The organism is Arthrobacter sp. UYCu712 (assembly GCF_040547005.1).
GTDB lineage: Bacteria > Actinomycetota > Actinomycetes > Actinomycetales > Micrococcaceae > Arthrobacter.
In genome coordinates this window covers 1-15,975 of the sequence record NZ_JBEPOZ010000024.1, presented here as the reverse complement: position 1 = coordinate 15,975, position 15,975 = coordinate 1, and the positions used below count along the sequence as shown (strand labels likewise).

The window sequence follows — 15,975 nt, the reverse complement described above, 5'->3', positions numbered from 1 at the left end:
CGGACCCGTGCGCAGTGGATGCTGCTTATGGTCCTGTGCACCGTTTTGGCGCTCGACGCGCTGGACGTCTCCATGGTGGGCGTGGCGCTGCCCTCGATCGGCACCGAACTGAACCTGGGGACCGAATCCCTCCAGTGGATTGTGCCCGCCTATGTGCTCGGCTACGGAAGTCTCCTTCTGCTGGGCGGCCGGATGGCGGACCTCCTCGGCCGGCGGCGCATCTTCCTCATCGCCCTCAGCGTCTTCGCCGCCGCGTCCCTGCCCGGCGGCCTGGTGGATGACCCTGCCCTGCTGATCGCCACCCGGTTCGTCAAAGGGCTTGCGGCGGCTTTCACCGCTCCCGCCGGTTTCTCCATCATCACCGCCAACTTCGCGGAAGGGCGGGAACGAAACCGCGCCGTAGACATCTTCACCACCTTCGGTGCGAGCGGCTTCTCACTCGGCCTCCTCGTCGGAGGCCTCATGACTGCCATGAGCTGGCGGTGGATGTTCCTGGTCTCGGTACCGGTGGCGGTCGCCGTCGTGATTCTTGGCCTGAAGTAAGCCCCAGGTGGGGGCCGCCCTGGTTCTCGCCGTCACCACGGCGATGGTCAGCGGCCACGGCAACGCGTCCGACGGCGGCGCCCGCCTGGATGCTGCGGCAATGCTGGAACAGTACCGCCCGGGCCTGATCCTGAGCGTTGCCGTGGCAATTGCAGGCCTCCTCATCGCAGCGACGCCGTCCCTGCGCCGGAAGCCAAAGGTAACGGCTCACTAAGGCGATTTACTGGCCGGGGCCAGCATCAGCCGGCTCCCGGAACAGCCGCCGGGGGGAACGAACGCGGACGTATCCGGAAGCACACTTCCGCCACGCCGTCGTCGGCTTTTGACAATCCCGTCCCCGTGCGCATCAATTGGCACTACTGGTCTGTATCATGCATGCCGGGTGGCCGTCTGGTCACGGGCGCGCCGGCTCTTCACGTCGCAGCAAGAGGCAGGCCCGTCGTGAGGCGGCGTCGGAACGGCACGAGGCCCTCGGGCAGCCGGCCTACCGGGGGATAGGACCGACCAGATGCTAGGAAACCTGCAAAAACACGCCCCGGGGACGGGCAGCCAGCAGGCGGAACAACCAAGTCCACACGACCAGGGAGATTCCGAAAACGCCGGTCCCGGTGTGCGCGGGAGCGGAGCCGCCATGCCTGCGGCCGGGGCCCCGCAGGAGCCGAAAAAGGTGCCGCCGCTCCTGCGCGCGGATGCGGGAAGTGGGCGCCGGAGCCTTGTGTGGGCCCTGGTCGCGGCGGTCCTGATTCTCGGAGGTACGTGCGGTGCCGCCTTCGCGGCCGTCACGGAGGCCCATAACAATGCGCAGAAATCCCGCACGGCATTCGAGAGTTCCTCGGATGAGATTGCCTCGACCCTGCAGTTGGCGGTCCAGCACGAGGACGACTTGTCGCTCAGCGGCGCGGCCTATCTGGCCGGGAACCCGGACGGCTCCAACGCCCAATTCCTTCAGTGGTCCGATTCGATCCGGGCACTGGAACGCTACCCCGAGCTGCACGACTACGGAAACGCCGTCTTTGTCCCGGCCGAGGCCCTGGCCGCGTTCGCGGAGCAGGCGCAGGCAGACCCGTGGGCGTCGCTGACCTCCACGGGAAAATTCCAGGTTGATCCTCCGGGCGACCGCGCGTACTACTGCCTCGGGACGGTAGGCCGGGTGCGGAGTGCCCAGACAGGGGCCCCCGTCGGTCAGGACTTTTGTGCGGGCGGGCGTGGGCCGGCGCTTTTGGAGGCCAGGGACACCGGCGGAAGCTCGTACGCTCCATTCACCGTCGGAGCCGATCCGGCACTCGGCGTGGCGACCCCGTACTATCGCGGCGGCTTCGTCCCGCCGACGCTCGAGGGGCGCCGGGCCGCGTTCCTGGGGTGGTTCAGTATGACAACCGTGCCGAAGCTGATCCTGGACCGGGCACTGCAGGGCCATCCGGATACTGCCGTCACCTTCCAGTACGGGACCGGGCCCTCGGCCGTGCTCTTCTCCAGCGGCACCGCGCCACAGGGTTCCCAGTCGGCGAGGATCGACCTAAAGAACGGATGGACGGTGCTGACCACCGGCCCCGTCCTCGGCGGCGGGGTAGCAGCGGACGGGAATGCCCTTGCGCTGTTGCTCGGCGGCATCCTGCTGAGCCTCATGCTCGGTGTGCTGGTGTTGGTGTTGGGGACAAGCCGCGCCCGGGCCCTGCGTCTGGTGCAGGAACGGACGGCTGAGCTCCGCGGCGCCCAGGCACAGTTGGTTGATTCCGCCCGCCAGGCTGGCATGGCTGAGATCGCCACGAACGTTTTGCACAACGTCGGGAACGTGCTCAACAGCGTCAACGTTTCCGCCAACCTGGCGGTCCAGAAGGTCAAGGGATCCAAATCCGTCGGGCTTGGCAGGGCAGTCGCCCTGATGCGGGAACATCCCGATGACCTGGCCGATTTCCTCACGACCGACGCCCGCGGCAAGGCGCTCCCACATTATCTGGAGGAGCTCGCGAAGACGCTGGCGATCGAACAGGCAAGCGTCGCGGAGGAGCTGCTGCGCCTGACAGACGGCGTTGACCACATCAAAAAAATCGTCAGCGCCCAACAGTCGCTGGCTGGCCTGTCCGGCGTGGCTGAGCCGGTGAACGTTGGGGAACTGGTGGAGGACGCGTTGCGCATGGCCGGGGTCCTGGGCAACGACACAGTCGTAGTCGCCAGGGATTTCCCCGCAGATTCGATGCTGTGGCTGGACCGTCACAGAATCCTGCTCGTCCTGCTCAACATCATCGGCAACGCGATGCACGCGATGAAACGGAATGCGGAACGGCCCCGCCAGCTCAGCATCAGGGCCGAGGTTGCGGACGGGAAGGCGGTCCGGATCATGGTGTCCGACACCGGTGAAGGGATCCCGGCGGAGAACCTGACCCGGATCTTCGCGCACGGGTTCACCACCCATGTTGATGGACACGGTTTCGGATTGCATAGTTCCGCGCTGGCGGCGCAGGAAATGGGCGGCACCTTGGACGTCCACAGCGACGGACCCGGTGCGGGCGCCACCTTCACCCTGGAAGTGCCCCTTGAGAACGGACCGGTGACGGCATGAGCACACCTGTGAATCGCCGCATCCTGCTGATTGACGACACCTCCTCCATCCACGAGGACTTCCGGAGGATACTGTCCGGCGCCGGGGCCGGAACGGAAATGGACGCCGCCGAGGCGGCCCTCTTCGGCGAGGTGAGCAAGCCTGCCGCGGACAGCTTTGACCTCGACTCCGCCTATCAAGGGCGTGAAGGCCTGGGCAAGGTCCGAGAGGCGATGGCGGCCGAGAATCCGTATGCCTTGGCCTTTGTCGACATGCGCATGCCCCCGGGATGGGACGGGGTAGAGACAATTCAGGAAATCTGGCGGGCCGATCCCCGGCTGCAGATCGTGATCTGCACCGCCCACTCCGACTACTCCTGGGACGAGGTCCTCGGCCAGCTCGGCGTAGAGGATCGGCTGCTCATCCTCAAGAAACCCTTTGACAACATCGAGGTCGCGCAGCTGGCAGTTGCACTGACCACCAAGTGGGAAATGACACGGCGGGCGGAGGAGAAGGTGAGCCGGCTGGAAGCGGCCGTCCAGGAACGAACCAACGCGCTGGAGGCGGCCAACCGGGAGCTGGAGGCACTCGTACGCGAAGTCACCCAGCTCGCCACCCACGACGCCCTGACCGGGCTGCCGAACCGGCTGCTGTTCGCCGAACGGGCCGCCCAGGCGCTGGCCACCGCCCGCCGGGACGGCAGCCAGCCGGCCGTGATGATGCTGGACCTGGACAGGTTCAAGGAAGTGAACGACACCCTCGGCCACCAATTCGGGGACATTTTGCTGCGCCAAGTCGCCCTGCGGCTATCGGATGTACTGCGGCCCGGCGACACGGTGGCACGGTTCGGAGGTGACGAGTTCGCCCTGTTGCTCAGCGATGGGGGACCGAGAGCCGGCGAAAGTGTCGCCATCCGCATCAGCCGGGCGCTCGAGGCGTCGTTCACCCTCGGGGAGGCGACCGTCGGCATCGAGGCGAGCATCGGCATTGCGGCCGCAACCCAGGATCATGAGGACCCGACGTTGGAGGAGCTGCTCCGCCAAGCTGACATCGCCATGTACAAGGCGAAGGCGGACCGGTCCGGCTACGCGCATTTCTCCGCCTGCACTGACGACAGCACGTCGGATCACCTGACACTGATCGGCGAGCTGCGCCAAGCACTCGACTGCGAGGAACTGGTGGTGTTCTACCAGCCCAAACTCGCGGTGGACAGCGGCGAACTGCTGGGGCTGGAGGCACTTGTGCGCTGGCAGCATCCCGTCCGAGGGCTGCTCCTCGCCGGCGACTTCATCCATGTGGCCGAAGGGAGCACGCTCATCCACAGGCTCACAGACTTTGTTATGGCCCGTGCGCTCCGTTGCTGCCGAACCTGGCTCGATCAGGGGGTGCGGCTGCCTGTGGCAGTCAATGTCAGCGCCCGCAGCCTGTTCGACACAGGCTTCCCCGAGGTGGTTTCCGGGCACCTCGTCGAGGCGGACGTCGCAGCCGGGCTACTCACGATCGAGCTGACCGAGGGAGCGGTCATGGCCTATCCGGAAACTGCCTTGGACATTTTGCGGAGGCTGCGAGACATGGGGGTCCGCCTGGCCGTTGATTTCGGCACCGGCTACTCCTCGATGACCTACCTGAAGAACCTTCCCGTCCATGAGTTGAAGATAGACAGGTCGTTCATCAAGCATCTGACCCGCGACCATGACGATGCGGCGATCGTCAGAAGCGCCGTGGACCTGGGCCACGACCTTGGCCTGACCGTCGTGGCCGAAGGTGTCGAGGACGAGGGCACCATGGGGGCCTTGAAATCCCTGGGCATAGATGCCGCACAAGGCTTCCACCTGGGCAGGCCCATGCCGGAGGAGGATCTCTGGCAGTGGTTCTGGGAACGTGCCGGTGCTCCAGGTCAGGCGGCAGACGGGTCCTCAGCCACCACCGCTGGGCCCTTGCCGATAGCCGGTCTTATCAGCCTGCAGACCCCAGGTTGATGCCGACAGTTTCCTCGGCATAGAAGCTCAGGGCGTATTTGTGCAGTATTTTGTCGTAGGTGCCATCCGCGACGACGGACCGGAGGGCGAGCAGGAGGGCATCGCGGAGTTCTGAATCCTTCTTCAGGACGCCGATCCCGGTGTGCGCCGGCGCGTAGCCGGCATGGTTGCGGGCGTCCTCCACGACGTCGAACATCGTGCCGTTCCCGGCGGTCTGGGCCGCGTAGGCTGCGACCGGCGAATCGACGATCTCGGCGACGGCCCGGCCGGAATGGACCGCGCTTTGCACGTCCGTTTCGAGCGGCAGCTCGGCGATAATCATCGGCGCGGCTCCCCCCTCAAGGCATTTCGCGTCAAAACCGTGCAGGATACCGGCCTGCACAGTGCCTGTTTGGACTGCCACATCTTTACCGCAGAGATCCAGCACGTTGGTGATTTTCTGCGGGTTTCCGCTTGCGACGAGGATGGAAAACCCTGCATGGAGGTAGTCGACGAAGTCGAGTGTCTCGCGCCGAACCGGGGTTTCGCTCATGCCGGACATGATGACGTCATGTTCCCCGGACTGCAGGGATTCGATGATGCTGTCGAACGCCTGGGTCCGGAATTCCATTTGGACGCCAAGTTTGAGCCCGATAGCCTGCGCGAGGTCGTAGTCAAAGCCCGTCAGCTTGTTGTCAGAGTCCAGCATCTCCATCGGAGCGAAGGGTATGTCCGAGGCGACATTGATGACCCCGGCGGCCTTGTATCTGGCTGGGAGCGCCGCGGCGGCTGCCCCGTCGACGCCGCCGCTGGGCGACGCCACAGACTCTGCGGAATTTGCAGCGTCTGAACAGGCCGACAGGGCCACAACCAACGCGAGCCCGATCGATCCCACGAAGAGCCAGCCCGCACCGCCGTCATTTTTCGTTTTCATTGGAACTTTCCCCGAGTCTCGTGTGGCGTGGGTAACATCCTCCTATAAAAAACTGCCAGACACGCTTCCTGTGTCCGTTGTGACGGGCTAAAGTGCCCCGGCGTGACGGTGGAAGTGGGCCCCCGCAGCATCAATCGGGTGCGTGATGCGAGGCGAAGTCGACGCGTTGCACCGTTCCGGCGACTGACGTATTGCGCCCGTCTACACTGGGACCGCACCGGAGGATGTGGACCTGGCCAACAGCCAGAAGTCCATGTGCCTCCCCGGGAAACCTGTTTGGAATTAGGGGACTGAAATCATATGACCGAATATCGGCTGGCAATTCTGGATGACTATCAGCAAATTTCGGGCGACTATGCAGACTGGAATTGCAGGGGTCCGGAAAGTCGGTAAGGATGAACTCTTCCGGGAGTCCGAACACTCTCCTGACACCGCACCTGGGCTAAGTCACTCACGAGAGCTACGCGCAGTTCTACGGCGGAGCCCTCGAGGACGTCAAGGCATGGCTGGCCGGCGCCCCGGTCCGCCGATTGACGCCCTAGTCACCGTTCCGTTTCGAAACCAGGGAAGACGGGCGGAACGATGCGCAGGCCCCGGACTAATCCGGCGAACGGTGCAGTTATGCAGTCGGAGCCGAAACGGGTTTCGCGAGCAACGCGTTTTGGACGCCGATGGGAATGGGATGACGTGACAACAACGCCTGCGGAAGGAGTCGGCTTCCGTTCCAAACGCGGACCGGTCCTCATTGCCTTGATGCTCTCCACGGGGCTGGTGGCGATCGATGCCACGGTTGTGGCGACAGCGGTGCCTTCAATCGTGGCGGATATTGGCGGGTTCACATCGTTTCCGTGGCTTTTCTCCGCCTACCTCCTGGCGCAGGCTGTGTCAGTTCCTGTCTACGCGAAGCTCTCAGACGTCATCGGCCGCAAGCCCATCATGCTCGCCGGAATCGGGCTGTTCCTGCTCGGCTCGATCCTGTGCGGAGTCGCCTGGAGCATGCCGGTCCTCATCGCCTTTCGCGTGGTGCAGGGCCTTGGCGCCGGAGCAGTCCAGCCGATGGCCATCACCATCGCCGGCGATATCTACACGCTGACAGAGCGGGCAAAAGTTCAGGGCTACCTTGCGAGCGTGTGGGCGGTCTCCTCAGTGGTTGGCCCGACGCTCGGGGGAGTTTTTGCCGCACTCGGCATCTGGCGTGGCATCTTCCTCGTAAACATCCCGTTGTGTCTGGTGGCCGGGTGGATGCTGCTCCGGTCGTTCCACGAGAATATCGAGCGGGCGAAGCACCGGGTCGACTATCTGGGTGCGGCGCTGCTCACGATCTCGCTCACCCTGCTCATCCTCGGGGCCCTCGAAGGCGGCCAGGCCTGGGCATGGAACTCCGCCATCAGCTACGCAGTGTTCGCAGGCGGTGCCGTCTTGTTCGCCGCGTTCATCCTTGTCGAGCGGAGGGCAACGGAGCCGGTCCTGCCGCCGTGGGTTGCGTCTCGGCGGCTGCTCGCGACGACGGCGATGGTGTCGTTCGGCGTCGGAGCGGTCATGCTAGGCCTCACTTCTTACGTTCCCACGTTCCTCGTAGGAGCGCTCTCCACCTCTCCCATCCTGGCCGGGCTCGCCCTGGCTGCGCTCACGATCGGTTGGCCCATCAGTGCGTCCCAATCGGGCCGCCTGTATCTTCGAATCGGGTTCCGGAGGACCGCCCTGATCGGCATTGCAGTCACGGTCATCGGCACAGCAGTACTTGCCCTCACCGCTTCCGCCCCCAGCATTGGGTTGGTAGCGGCCAGTTGCTTCATCGTCGGACTCGGGCTCGGGCTCGTCGCGACCCCAACCCTTATTGCCGCCCAGTCGAGCGTCGAATGGAACGAGCGCGGTGTGGTCACTGGCACCAACCTTTTCGCGCGATCGATCGGCAGCGCCATCGGCGTCGCCGTTTTCGGGGCGATAGCGAACGCGGTCTATTCCGGAACTCCGAACGGCGGCACGGATCCCCATACGATCGTGTCAGCCTCCGCCGCCGTGTTCCTGGCCGTAATGATCGGTGCCGTACTCACCGTCGTCGCCGTTATCGGGATGCCCGCCACAAGAAACGTCCAACACGTACGCGCCGCCGCGCGAGGGTAATCCGGAAGGGGTGCCAAGAAGCCCCGGGGGCGAGGCCAAATCCTGGCTTTTTTGGTCGGAACTCATCCCGCTGCTGGCAGACCAACGCCAGGTGATTGCCGTCGAGGAGGAGGGCCACGGCCGCACCCAGCCCACCAGCCGGCCACTCACCGCCGAGAACTCCGCCGGCGACGTCCTCGCTGTTTTGGACCAACTCAACGTGGAAACCGTGGACGTGCTGGGATTCAGTGCCGGCGGCCACACCGCCATCGCGCTGGGACTCGGGAGTCCCGCCGTCGTCCGCCGGCTCATCGCCGCCTCCACCTTTGCGAGCCGCGGCGCCGTGCCGGCCGAGTTCTGGGACGGAATGGCGAAGGCCACCCTCGATGACATGCCGGACACCTACAAGGACGCCGACCGCCGCCTCAACCCCGAACCCGGCCACCTGGGGCGGCTCTTCGAGCTGGACCGCCGGCGGATCCTGGACTTCCCCCGGATGGCCCGACGAAGAGCTCGGCACCATCACGGCCGCCACGCTGGTGGTGAGCGCCGACCGCGACGTTGTCGCCGCCGAGTATGCCGCGCGGATGGCAGGCGCCGTCCCGGGCGCCCGACTGCTGGTGGTCCCCGGCGGCCATGGTGACTACCTCGGCGAGCAGGCAGCCAGCGGCGGGTAGCTGACGACGGCGGGACCTCCCGCCGTCGTCCTTTGAGCACGCCTGATCAGCGAGGCGCCGCGGCAGGCTAGGGCAACCGCGACGGGCGCAACAGGGTCGCGTCGCCTGCGCGTCCGGGGTCGAGCGGCACGGGGCTGATCAGCACTGCCGGTCCGCGGTGCAGGATGCCGTCGGAAAGCACCTGGCAGCGCACGCCGCCCCGCCCGCGCATGGCTTTGTGGGCACCCGGGGCGAGCATCTCATCCATCCAGACGCAAGGATGGGCAGGCCGCCCGGCCTTGAGCCGCACGAGGTCACCGCGCGATTCCAGTGCGAAATTTTGCCCGAGCAGCGGCGCCAGGTGGGCTCCCCTGAGGACCACGTTGCGGCGCGTCAGGAGCGGGTCGAGGGGTACCGTGCCCAGTTCCGCGGCGATCTCCTCGAGAGCCTCGATCGCGAACACTGTCACTGCGGCATCCATGTGCGCTGCCTTGCCGAAGAACCGATCACCGACGATGCCCTTGCCGGCCACCAGCTCCACGTGCTCGGCATCGGTGGTAGGGACATCGGCCGCGCCTTCCCGGGCTCGCCCGAAGTAGGCGTGCGCCGGCGACACGAGCAGGTGCAGGACCTCCACGTCATACCTGTAGCTAGCCGTCATCCTCCAAAACTATCGTCCCGCGGTACTACCGCCTTATGAGACCCGCTGTTGCATCCCGCCAAAGCAGCAGGTAAAGTGTGAGCCGTGTCACCCATTTAGTGGCACGGCTTATGATCTGCGGCGGGAGAGTCCTGCCGGTACGTTCAGCAGGCGCCGTAGGAGCAAATCCTCCCCAGGAATCTCTCAGGCCCACGTACCGCCGCGGCAAGGCAACTCTGGAAAGCAGTCCGGGAAACCGGGCTCACCGACGGTGCAAGTGGCGCCCTGCTAACAGCAGGCAAAGCGGAAACTCTCAGGTCCAATACAGAGCGGGGAGGAACCCGAATCATCGTGACGCTTTGGCGCCACCTGAATTATGGAGTTCCTCAATGACGGTTCAATCGTCCCCGTCCACGTTCGCAGACCGCCACATCGGCGCGCGCCGCCAAACAGACATCGACACCATGCTCAAGGCCGTCGGCTACGACAGCCTTGACGGCCTCGTCGACAATGCGGTTCCCGATTCCATCCGCCAGGAAAAGCCGCTCAGCCTGGACAGCGGACTCAGCGAAGTCGAGGTACTGGCCGAGCTGCGCATGCTGGCCGCGAAGAACAAGACCGCGGTCCAGATGATCGGCCAGGGCTACTACGACACCATCACCCCGGCCGTCATCCGCCGGAACATCCTCGAAGCCCCCGCCTGGTACACCGCCTACACGCCCTACCAGCCGGAAATCTCACAGGGCCGGCTCGAGGCGCTGCTGAACTTTCAGACCATGGTCCAGGAACTCACAGCGCTCCCGGTAGCCAACGCGTCGCTCCTCGACGAGGCCACCGCCGTCGCCGAGGCCGTGCTCCTGATGCGCCGCGCCAACAAGAACAAGCCGGCCCAGCACGGCAAGACCGTCCTGGACGCCGACTGCCTGCCGCAGACAATCGCCATCGTGTTGGGCCGCGCCGAGGCCCTCGGCTTCGAGGTGGAGGTCGCGGACCTCTCCAAGGGACTGCCCGACGGCGACATCAGCGGTGTCGTGCTGCAGCAGCCGGGCGTTTCCGGCCGGGTGTGGGACCAGTCCGGCGTGATCGCAGAGGCCAAGGACCGGGGCGCACTGGTCACAGTGGCAGCCGACCTCCTGGCGCTCACCCTGATCACCCCTCCGGGCGAGCAGGGCGCGGACATCGCCGTCGGCTCGGCCCAGCGCTTCGGTGTCCCGCTGTTCTTCGGCGGCCCGCACGCCGCGTACATGGCGGTCCGGAGCGGCATGGAACGCACGCTCCCCGGCCGCATTGTCGGCGTCTCCAAGGACAACGCCGGCGTCCCCGCCTACCGCCTGGCCCTCCAGACCCGCGAGCAGCACATCCGCCGCGAGAAGGCCACGTCCAACATCTGCACCGCGCAGGCACTGCTGGCCATCGTCTCCTCGTTCTACGCCGTCTACCACGGCCCCGACGGACTGAAGGCTATCGCCGAGACCGTCCACAACAACGCCCGCACCCTCGCCACCACGCTGAAGATCGCGGGCCGGGAACTGGTGAGCGACTCCTTCTTCGACACCGTTACGGTCCGTGTGCCCGGCAAAGCCCACAAGGTCATCACCGCCGCCGAAGCCCGGGGCATCAACCTGCGCCTCATCGATACGGACACAGTTGGCGTGTCAGTCGATGAGACGACGACGGCGGAGGTCATCTCCGCGGTCGTCGTCGCCTTCGGTGCCGGTCCAGTTGTGGAGGCCAAGGGTTTCGAGCTGCCCGAGAGGGTGCTGCGCACCTCCGAATTCCTGCAGCACCCGGTCTTCAATACCCACCGCTCCGAGACCCAGCTGCTGCGCTACATCCGCAAGCTCTCGGACCGGGACCTCGCGCTGGACCGGACCATGATCCCGCTGGGCTCCTGCACCATGAAGCTGAACGCCACCGCAGAAATGGAAGCGATCTCCTGGCCGGAGTTCGCCTCCATCCACCCCTTCGCCCCGGACTCCCAGACCGAGGGCTGGCGCGAACTCATCAGCGGCCTCGAAGCTGACCTCGCTGAGATCACGGGCTACGACCAGGTCTCCATCCAGCCCAACGCCGGATCGCAGGGTGAGCTCGCCGGCCTCCTGGCCATCCGCGGCTACCATCACTCCCGCGGGGACGCCCAGCGCAACGTCTGCCTGATCCCGGCCTCCGCCCACGGCACCAACGCCGCCTCCGCCGTGCTGGCCGGCATGAAGGTCGTCGTCGTGGCCACGGCCTCCGACGGCACGATCGACCACGGGGACCTCGCCGCCAAGATCGAGGCCCACAAGGACGCACTGTCCTGCATCATGATCACCTACCCGTCCACGCACGGCGTGTACGACGCCGACGTCCGCGAGGTCTGCGACGCGATCCACGAGGCCGGCGGCCAGGTCTACATCGACGGCGCCAACCTCAACGCCCTCGTCGGGCTCGCCCAGCCCGGCCGGTTCGGCGGCGACGTCTCGCACCTGAACCTGCACAAGACCTTCTGCATCCCGCACGGCGGCGGCGGCCCCGGCGTCGGCCCGGTCGCGGCCAAGGCCCACCTGGCACCGTTCATGCCAGGTGACGCGAACAAGGCGGACTCGGACGCTATCGAACCAGGAACTGGTGCTCCCATCTCCGCTTCGCGCTACGGTTCCGCCGGCGTGCTGCCGATCTCGTGGGCCTACGTGAAGCTCATGGGAGGCACCGGCCTGACCGAGGCCACCAAGTCAGCGCTGCTGGCTGCGAACTATGTCGCTTCGCGTTTGGATGAGCACTTCCCGGTCCTCTACACCGGCGAGGGCGGACTCGTGGCGCACGAGTGCATCCTGGATTTGCGTGAACTCACGGCCAGGACCGGCGTGACCGCCGAGGACGTGGCCAAGCGCTTGATCGACTTCGGCTTCCACGCCCCCACGCTGTCATTCCCGGTGGCCGGCACCCTGATGGTGGAGCCCACTGAGTCCGAAGACCTCGCGGAGATTGACCGTTTCATAGAGGCGATGATCTCCATCCGCGCCGAAATCGACCAGGTGGCCAACGGCGATTTCACCGTGGAGAACTCCCCGCTGCGCAACGCACCCCACACGGCTGCCGCCGTCGTATCCTCCGGCTGGGACCGGGCGTACCCGCGTGAGCAGGCCGCGTTCCCGGTTCACACGCTCCGGCAGGACAAGTACTTCCCGCCCGTCGGCCGGATCGACGGCGCGGCAGGGGACCGGAACCTGGTCTGCTCCTGCCCGCCCCTCTCCGAGTTTGAGAACTAAGGATTTCTGATGACTGAGAACTACACCGCTCTCTACGAAGAGCACAAGAAGGCCGGCGCCTCCTTCACCGACTTCGGCGGCTGGCAGATGCCCCTGAAGTACAACTCCGAACTGGCCGAGCACCACGCCGTCCGCAAGTCCGCCGGGCTGTTCGACCTCTCCCACATGGGCGAAGTCTGGGTCACCGGCCCCGACGCCGCAGCGTTCCTGGACTACGCGCTGGCCGGCAAACTGTCGGCCGTGGCCGTAGGCAAAGCGAAGTACTCGCTAATCTGCCAGGAAGACGGCGGCATCATCGACGACCTGATCTCCTACCGCCGGCCGGCGGGGGCCGACGGCACTGACAAGTACTTGGTGGTCCCGAACGCCGGCAACGCTGCGGTGGTCGCCGCAGCACTGGCCGTACGGGCCGGGTCCGGCAAAGAGGGTGGCTTCGACGTGTCGGTGAACGACGTTTCCGCCGAGACGTCGCTGATCGCCGTCCAGGGGCCGAACGCAGAGGCCATCCTGCTGACGCTGGTCCCGGCGGAGCAGCACGCGCTGGTCACCGAACTGAAGTACTACGCTGCAGTTGAGGTAGGTATCACCGTCAACGGCACTGTCCAGGAGCTGCTGCTGGCCCGCACCGGGTACACCGGCGAGGACGGCTTCGAGATCTACATTCCCAACGAGGACGCAGCCGGTCTGTGGGAGGCACTGCTGGAAACCGGTGCCGGCCGCGGCCTCATCCCCGCCGGCCTGGCTTGCCGTGACTCGTTGCGCCTGGAAGCCGGGATGCCGCTGTACGGCAACGAACTCTCCCGCGAAGGGAACCCCTACGCAGCCGGCTTGGGCCCTGTTGTCTCGCTGGCCAAGGAGTCGGACTTCATCGGCAAGGCAGCCCTGAGCGAGCTGAAGGCGGCGGGCGCCGGTGCCAGCACGGGCCGGAAGCTGGTGGGCCTCAAAGGCCTGGGCCGCCGCGCCGGCCGCAGCCACTACCCGGTGCTCAAGGACGGCAACGTTGTGGGTGAAGTGACCTCGGGCCAGCCGAGCCCCACCTTGGGATACCCCATCGCCATGGCCTATGTCGACGTCGAACAGGCAACTCCGGGCACTGCCCTGGACATCGACCTGCGCGGCAAGGCCGAGCCGTTCGAAGTCGTGGCACTGCCGTTCTACAAGCGTCAAAAGTAGCCCGGCGCTACCGGCGCTACCGGCGCTGCCGGGGCCCGTCCGGGCCGGTCAGCTGGCCCCTCCTACCACCACAGATTTCTAAAAACGCAAAGGAAAAAAGCATGAGCAAGGTTGTTGCTGAACTGAAGTACTCCGCAGAGCACGAGTGGGTTGCTGCTGACGGATCCGGCGCTGTCGGGATCGGCATCTCTGCTGTCGCCGCCGATGCCTTGGGCGACATTGTCTATGTGGACCTGCCCGAGGTCGGCTCCGCGGTGACCGCGGGGGAGACGTGCGGTGAGGTCGAGTCCACCAAGTCCGTTTCGGACCTGTATGCCCCGGTGACCGGCGAGGTCGTGGAAATCAATGATGCCGTTGTTTCGGATCCGGCGCTGATCAATAGCGACCCGTACGGTGCCGGCTGGCTGTTCAAGGTCGCCGTGACCGAAGAAGGGCCGCTGATGTCCGGCGAAGAGTACGCAGCAGCCAACGGCGGCGAGCTGTGAGCGCCGCCGCCGGCACAGGGACACTCGTTTTTGAGCAGGTAGTCTCGCCGTCCCTGGACGCCGAGCTGTCCGAGGTGGACCCGGAGATCGCCGCGAAGATCGACGACGAGCTGACCCGCCAGCGGGACGGTCTGGAGATGATCGCCTCGGAGAACCACACGGCCAGGGCCGTGATGCAGGCGCAGGGTTCGGTGCTGACGAACAAGTACGCCGAAGGTTACCCGGGCAAGCGCTACTACGGCGGCTGCGAGCACGTGGACGTGGTCGAACAGCTCGCGATCGACCGGGTCAAGGCCCTGTTCGGTGCCGGGTTCGCCAACGTCCAGCCGCACTCCGGGGCCCAGGCCAACGCCTCGGTCATGCACGCCCTGATCCGTCCGGGGGACACCATCATGGGCCTGAACCTGGCGCACGGCGGGCACCTGACGCACGGGATGAAGATCAACTTCTCCGGCCGGCTGTACAACGTGATCCCGTACCAGGTCCGCGAGGAGGACCACCGGATCGACATGGCCGAGGTGGAGCGCCTGGCCCTGGAGCACAAGCCGCAGCTCATCGTCGCCGGCTGGTCCGCGTACGCGCGGCAGTTGGACTTCGCCGAGTTCCGCCGGATCGCCGATTCCGTGGGCGCCTACCTGATGGTGGACATGGCGCACTTCGCCGGGCTGGTCGCGGCCGGGCTGCACCCCTCACCGGTGCCGCACGCCCACGTCACCACCTCCACGACGCACAAGACCCTCGCCGGTCCGCGCGGCGGCATCATCCTGACCAACGACGCCGGCATCGCCAAGAAGATCAACTCGGCCGTGTTCCCCGGCCAGCAGGGCGGCCCGCTGGAGCACGTGATCGCCGGCAAGGCCGTGGCGTTCAAGATCGCCGCCTCCCCGGAGTTCAGGGAACGCCAGGAACGTGTCCTGGCCGGCGCCAGGATCCTGGCCGAGCGCCTGGTCCAGCCGGACGTGACCGCGAAGGGGATCAACGTGATCTCCGGCGGCACCGACGTGCACCTGGTCCTGGTGGACCTGCGCGACTGCGAGCTCAACGGGCAGGAAGCCGAGGACCGCCTCGCGGACATCGACATCACCGTCAACCGCAACGCCGTCCCGTTCGATCCGCGCCCGCCGATGGTCACCTCCGGGCTTCGAATCGGCACCCCGGCGCTGGCCACCCGCGGCTTCGGCGAAGCGGCCTTCGCCGAGGTGGCGGACATCATCGCCGAGGCATTGACCGCCGACGCCGGCGCGGACCTGTCCGGCCTGCGCACCAGGGTGGAGGCCCTCGCCGCCGCCCACCCGCTCTACCCCTCGGTTGCGAACCTCGCCTAGGGCTCAACGGGCGCATCATCGCACCGGTCCCGGGTCATTGGGGGGCCGGGACCGGTGCGATGAGCCCCGCCTCTAGTCATTGACCATCATTCTCTTTCTCCGCGGAAGGTACGCATCATGGCAGTTGGAGTCTTTGACCTTTTTTCCATCGGAATCGGACCCTCGAGCTCGCACACCGTGGGCCCCATGCGGGCCGCCGCCGTCTTCGCCGAAGAACTCAAGTCCCTCGGCAAGCTGGCAGAGGTGGCGTCGGTGCGGGTGGACCTTTACGGCTCCCTCGCTGCCACGGGCCACGGCCACGGCACCATGACCGCCATCCTGCTCGGGCTCGAGGGCTTCCACCCCGAACTGATCCTCCCCGAGGAAGT

Annotated in this window: 13 protein-coding genes and 2 riboswitches; of the genes, 11 read left to right on the top strand and 2 right to left on the bottom strand. The window is 66.2% G+C overall.

Annotated elements, in window-relative coordinates; genetic code table 11:
- Nucleotides 1-27: 27 nt before the first annotated feature.
- The 4 genes from ABIB51_RS18645 (at nt 28) to ABIB51_RS18630 (ending at nt 5,061) form a co-directional block, all read left to right on the top strand.
- Nucleotides 28-543 carry an MFS transporter gene (locus ABIB51_RS18645; RefSeq protein WP_354190713.1) on the top strand — a complete coding sequence of 172 codons (516 nt, stop codon included), beginning with the start codon at nt 28-30 and terminating at the stop codon, nt 541-543.
- A gap of 7 nt (nt 544-550) precedes the next feature.
- The gene (locus ABIB51_RS18640) at nt 551-757 is read left to right on the top strand and encodes a hypothetical protein (protein WP_354190711.1); all 207 of its coding nucleotides are present in this window, start codon (nt 551-553) and stop codon (nt 755-757) included.
- Nucleotides 758-1,174: 417 nt separating this feature from the next.
- On the top strand, nt 1,175-3,103 hold the full coding sequence (locus tag ABIB51_RS18635; RefSeq protein ID WP_354190709.1) for an ATP-binding protein: 1,929 nt from the start codon (nt 1,175-1,177) through the stop codon (nt 3,101-3,103).
- Complete coding sequence (locus ABIB51_RS18630) at nt 3,100-5,061, top strand: putative bifunctional diguanylate cyclase/phosphodiesterase (RefSeq protein ID WP_354190707.1); 1,962 nt, start codon at nt 3,100-3,102, stop codon at nt 5,059-5,061. Before ABIB51_RS18635 ends, ABIB51_RS18630 begins: the two co-directional genes overlap by 4 nt.
- On the opposite strand, the gene ABIB51_RS18625 is transcribed toward ABIB51_RS18630, so the two are convergent.
- Nucleotides 5,039-5,974, bottom strand: a complete 936-nt coding sequence (locus tag ABIB51_RS18625; RefSeq protein WP_354190705.1) for an ABC transporter substrate-binding protein — start codon at nt 5,972-5,974, stop codon at nt 5,039-5,041. The two genes, ABIB51_RS18630 and ABIB51_RS18625, sit on opposite strands and share 23 nt — an antisense overlap.
- 687 nt (nt 5,975-6,661) lie before the next feature.
- On the opposite strand from ABIB51_RS18625, the gene ABIB51_RS18615 reads away from it, so the two are divergent.
- Together ABIB51_RS18615 and ABIB51_RS18610 are read left to right on the top strand one after the other, a co-directional pair.
- Entirely contained in the window at nt 6,662-8,098 is a 1,437-nt protein-coding gene (locus tag ABIB51_RS18615) for an MFS transporter (RefSeq protein ID WP_354190703.1), read from the top strand.
- 10 nt (nt 8,099-8,108) lie between these two features.
- Nucleotides 8,109-8,720 (top strand): alpha/beta fold hydrolase, encoded by a 612-nt coding sequence (locus ABIB51_RS18610; RefSeq protein WP_354190701.1) that lies wholly within the window; start codon nt 8,109-8,111, stop codon nt 8,718-8,720.
- 101 nt (nt 8,721-8,821) lie between these two features.
- Here the strand turns inward: ABIB51_RS18610 and ABIB51_RS18605 are convergent, their stop codons facing one another.
- Nucleotides 8,822-9,394 carry an MOSC domain-containing protein gene (locus ABIB51_RS18605; protein WP_354190699.1) on the bottom strand — a complete coding sequence of 191 codons (573 nt, stop codon included), beginning with the start codon at nt 9,392-9,394 and terminating at the stop codon, nt 8,822-8,824.
- Between the two features lie 111 nt (nt 9,395-9,505).
- A riboswitch (glycine riboswitch) is annotated at nt 9,506-9,603 on the top strand.
- 1 nt (nt 9,604) lies between these two features.
- A riboswitch (glycine riboswitch) is annotated at nt 9,605-9,711 on the top strand.
- Between the two features lie 51 nt (nt 9,712-9,762).
- Here ABIB51_RS18605 and gcvP point away from each other — a divergent pair.
- The 5 genes from gcvP to ABIB51_RS18580 form a co-directional block, all read left to right on the top strand.
- Nucleotides 9,763-12,624 carry an aminomethyl-transferring glycine dehydrogenase gene (gene gcvP, locus ABIB51_RS18600; RefSeq protein WP_354190697.1) on the top strand — a complete coding sequence of 954 codons (2,862 nt, stop codon included), beginning with the start codon at nt 9,763-9,765 and terminating at the stop codon, nt 12,622-12,624.
- A gap of 9 nt (nt 12,625-12,633) precedes the next feature.
- Nucleotides 12,634-13,797 carry a glycine cleavage system aminomethyltransferase GcvT gene (gene gcvT / locus ABIB51_RS18595; protein WP_354190695.1) on the top strand — a complete coding sequence of 388 codons (1,164 nt, stop codon included), beginning with the start codon at nt 12,634-12,636 and terminating at the stop codon, nt 13,795-13,797.
- 101 nt (nt 13,798-13,898) lie between these two features.
- Nucleotides 13,899-14,282: a glycine cleavage system protein GcvH gene (gene gcvH / locus ABIB51_RS18590; protein WP_354190693.1), complete on the top strand. Its 384-nt coding sequence runs from the start codon at nt 13,899-13,901 to the stop codon at nt 14,280-14,282.
- Nucleotides 14,279-15,607 (top strand): serine hydroxymethyltransferase, encoded by a 1,329-nt coding sequence (gene glyA, locus ABIB51_RS18585; RefSeq protein ID WP_354190691.1) that lies wholly within the window; start codon nt 14,279-14,281, stop codon nt 15,605-15,607. The genes gcvH and glyA overlap by 4 nt, the downstream gene beginning before the upstream one ends.
- Nucleotides 15,608-15,724: 117 nt before the next feature.
- A partial coding sequence (locus ABIB51_RS18580; RefSeq protein WP_354190689.1) for a serine dehydratase beta chain occupies nt 15,725-15,975 on the top strand: 251 nt, incomplete at its 3' end.

Coding starts and splice junctions, on each gene's coding strand:
- ABIB51_RS18625 (WP_354190705.1), bottom strand. CDS start 5,974: ATGAAAACGAAAAATGACGGCGGTGCGGGCTGGCTCTTCGTGGGATCG.
- gcvP (WP_354190697.1), top strand. CDS start 9,763: ATGACGGTTCAATCGTCCCCGTCCACGTTCGCAGACCGCCACATCGGC.
- ABIB51_RS18645 (WP_354190713.1), top strand. CDS start 28: ATGGTCCTGTGCACCGTTTTGGCGCTCGACGCGCTGGACGTCTCCATG.
- gcvH (WP_354190693.1), top strand. CDS start 13,899: ATGAGCAAGGTTGTTGCTGAACTGAAGTACTCCGCAGAGCACGAGTGG.
- ABIB51_RS18630 (WP_354190707.1), top strand. CDS start 3,100: ATGAGCACACCTGTGAATCGCCGCATCCTGCTGATTGACGACACCTCC.
- gcvT (WP_354190695.1), top strand. CDS start 12,634: ATGACTGAGAACTACACCGCTCTCTACGAAGAGCACAAGAAGGCCGGC.
- ABIB51_RS18605 (WP_354190699.1), bottom strand. CDS start 9,394: ATGACGGCTAGCTACAGGTATGACGTGGAGGTCCTGCACCTGCTCGTG.
- ABIB51_RS18635 (WP_354190709.1), top strand. CDS start 1,175: ATGCCTGCGGCCGGGGCCCCGCAGGAGCCGAAAAAGGTGCCGCCGCTC.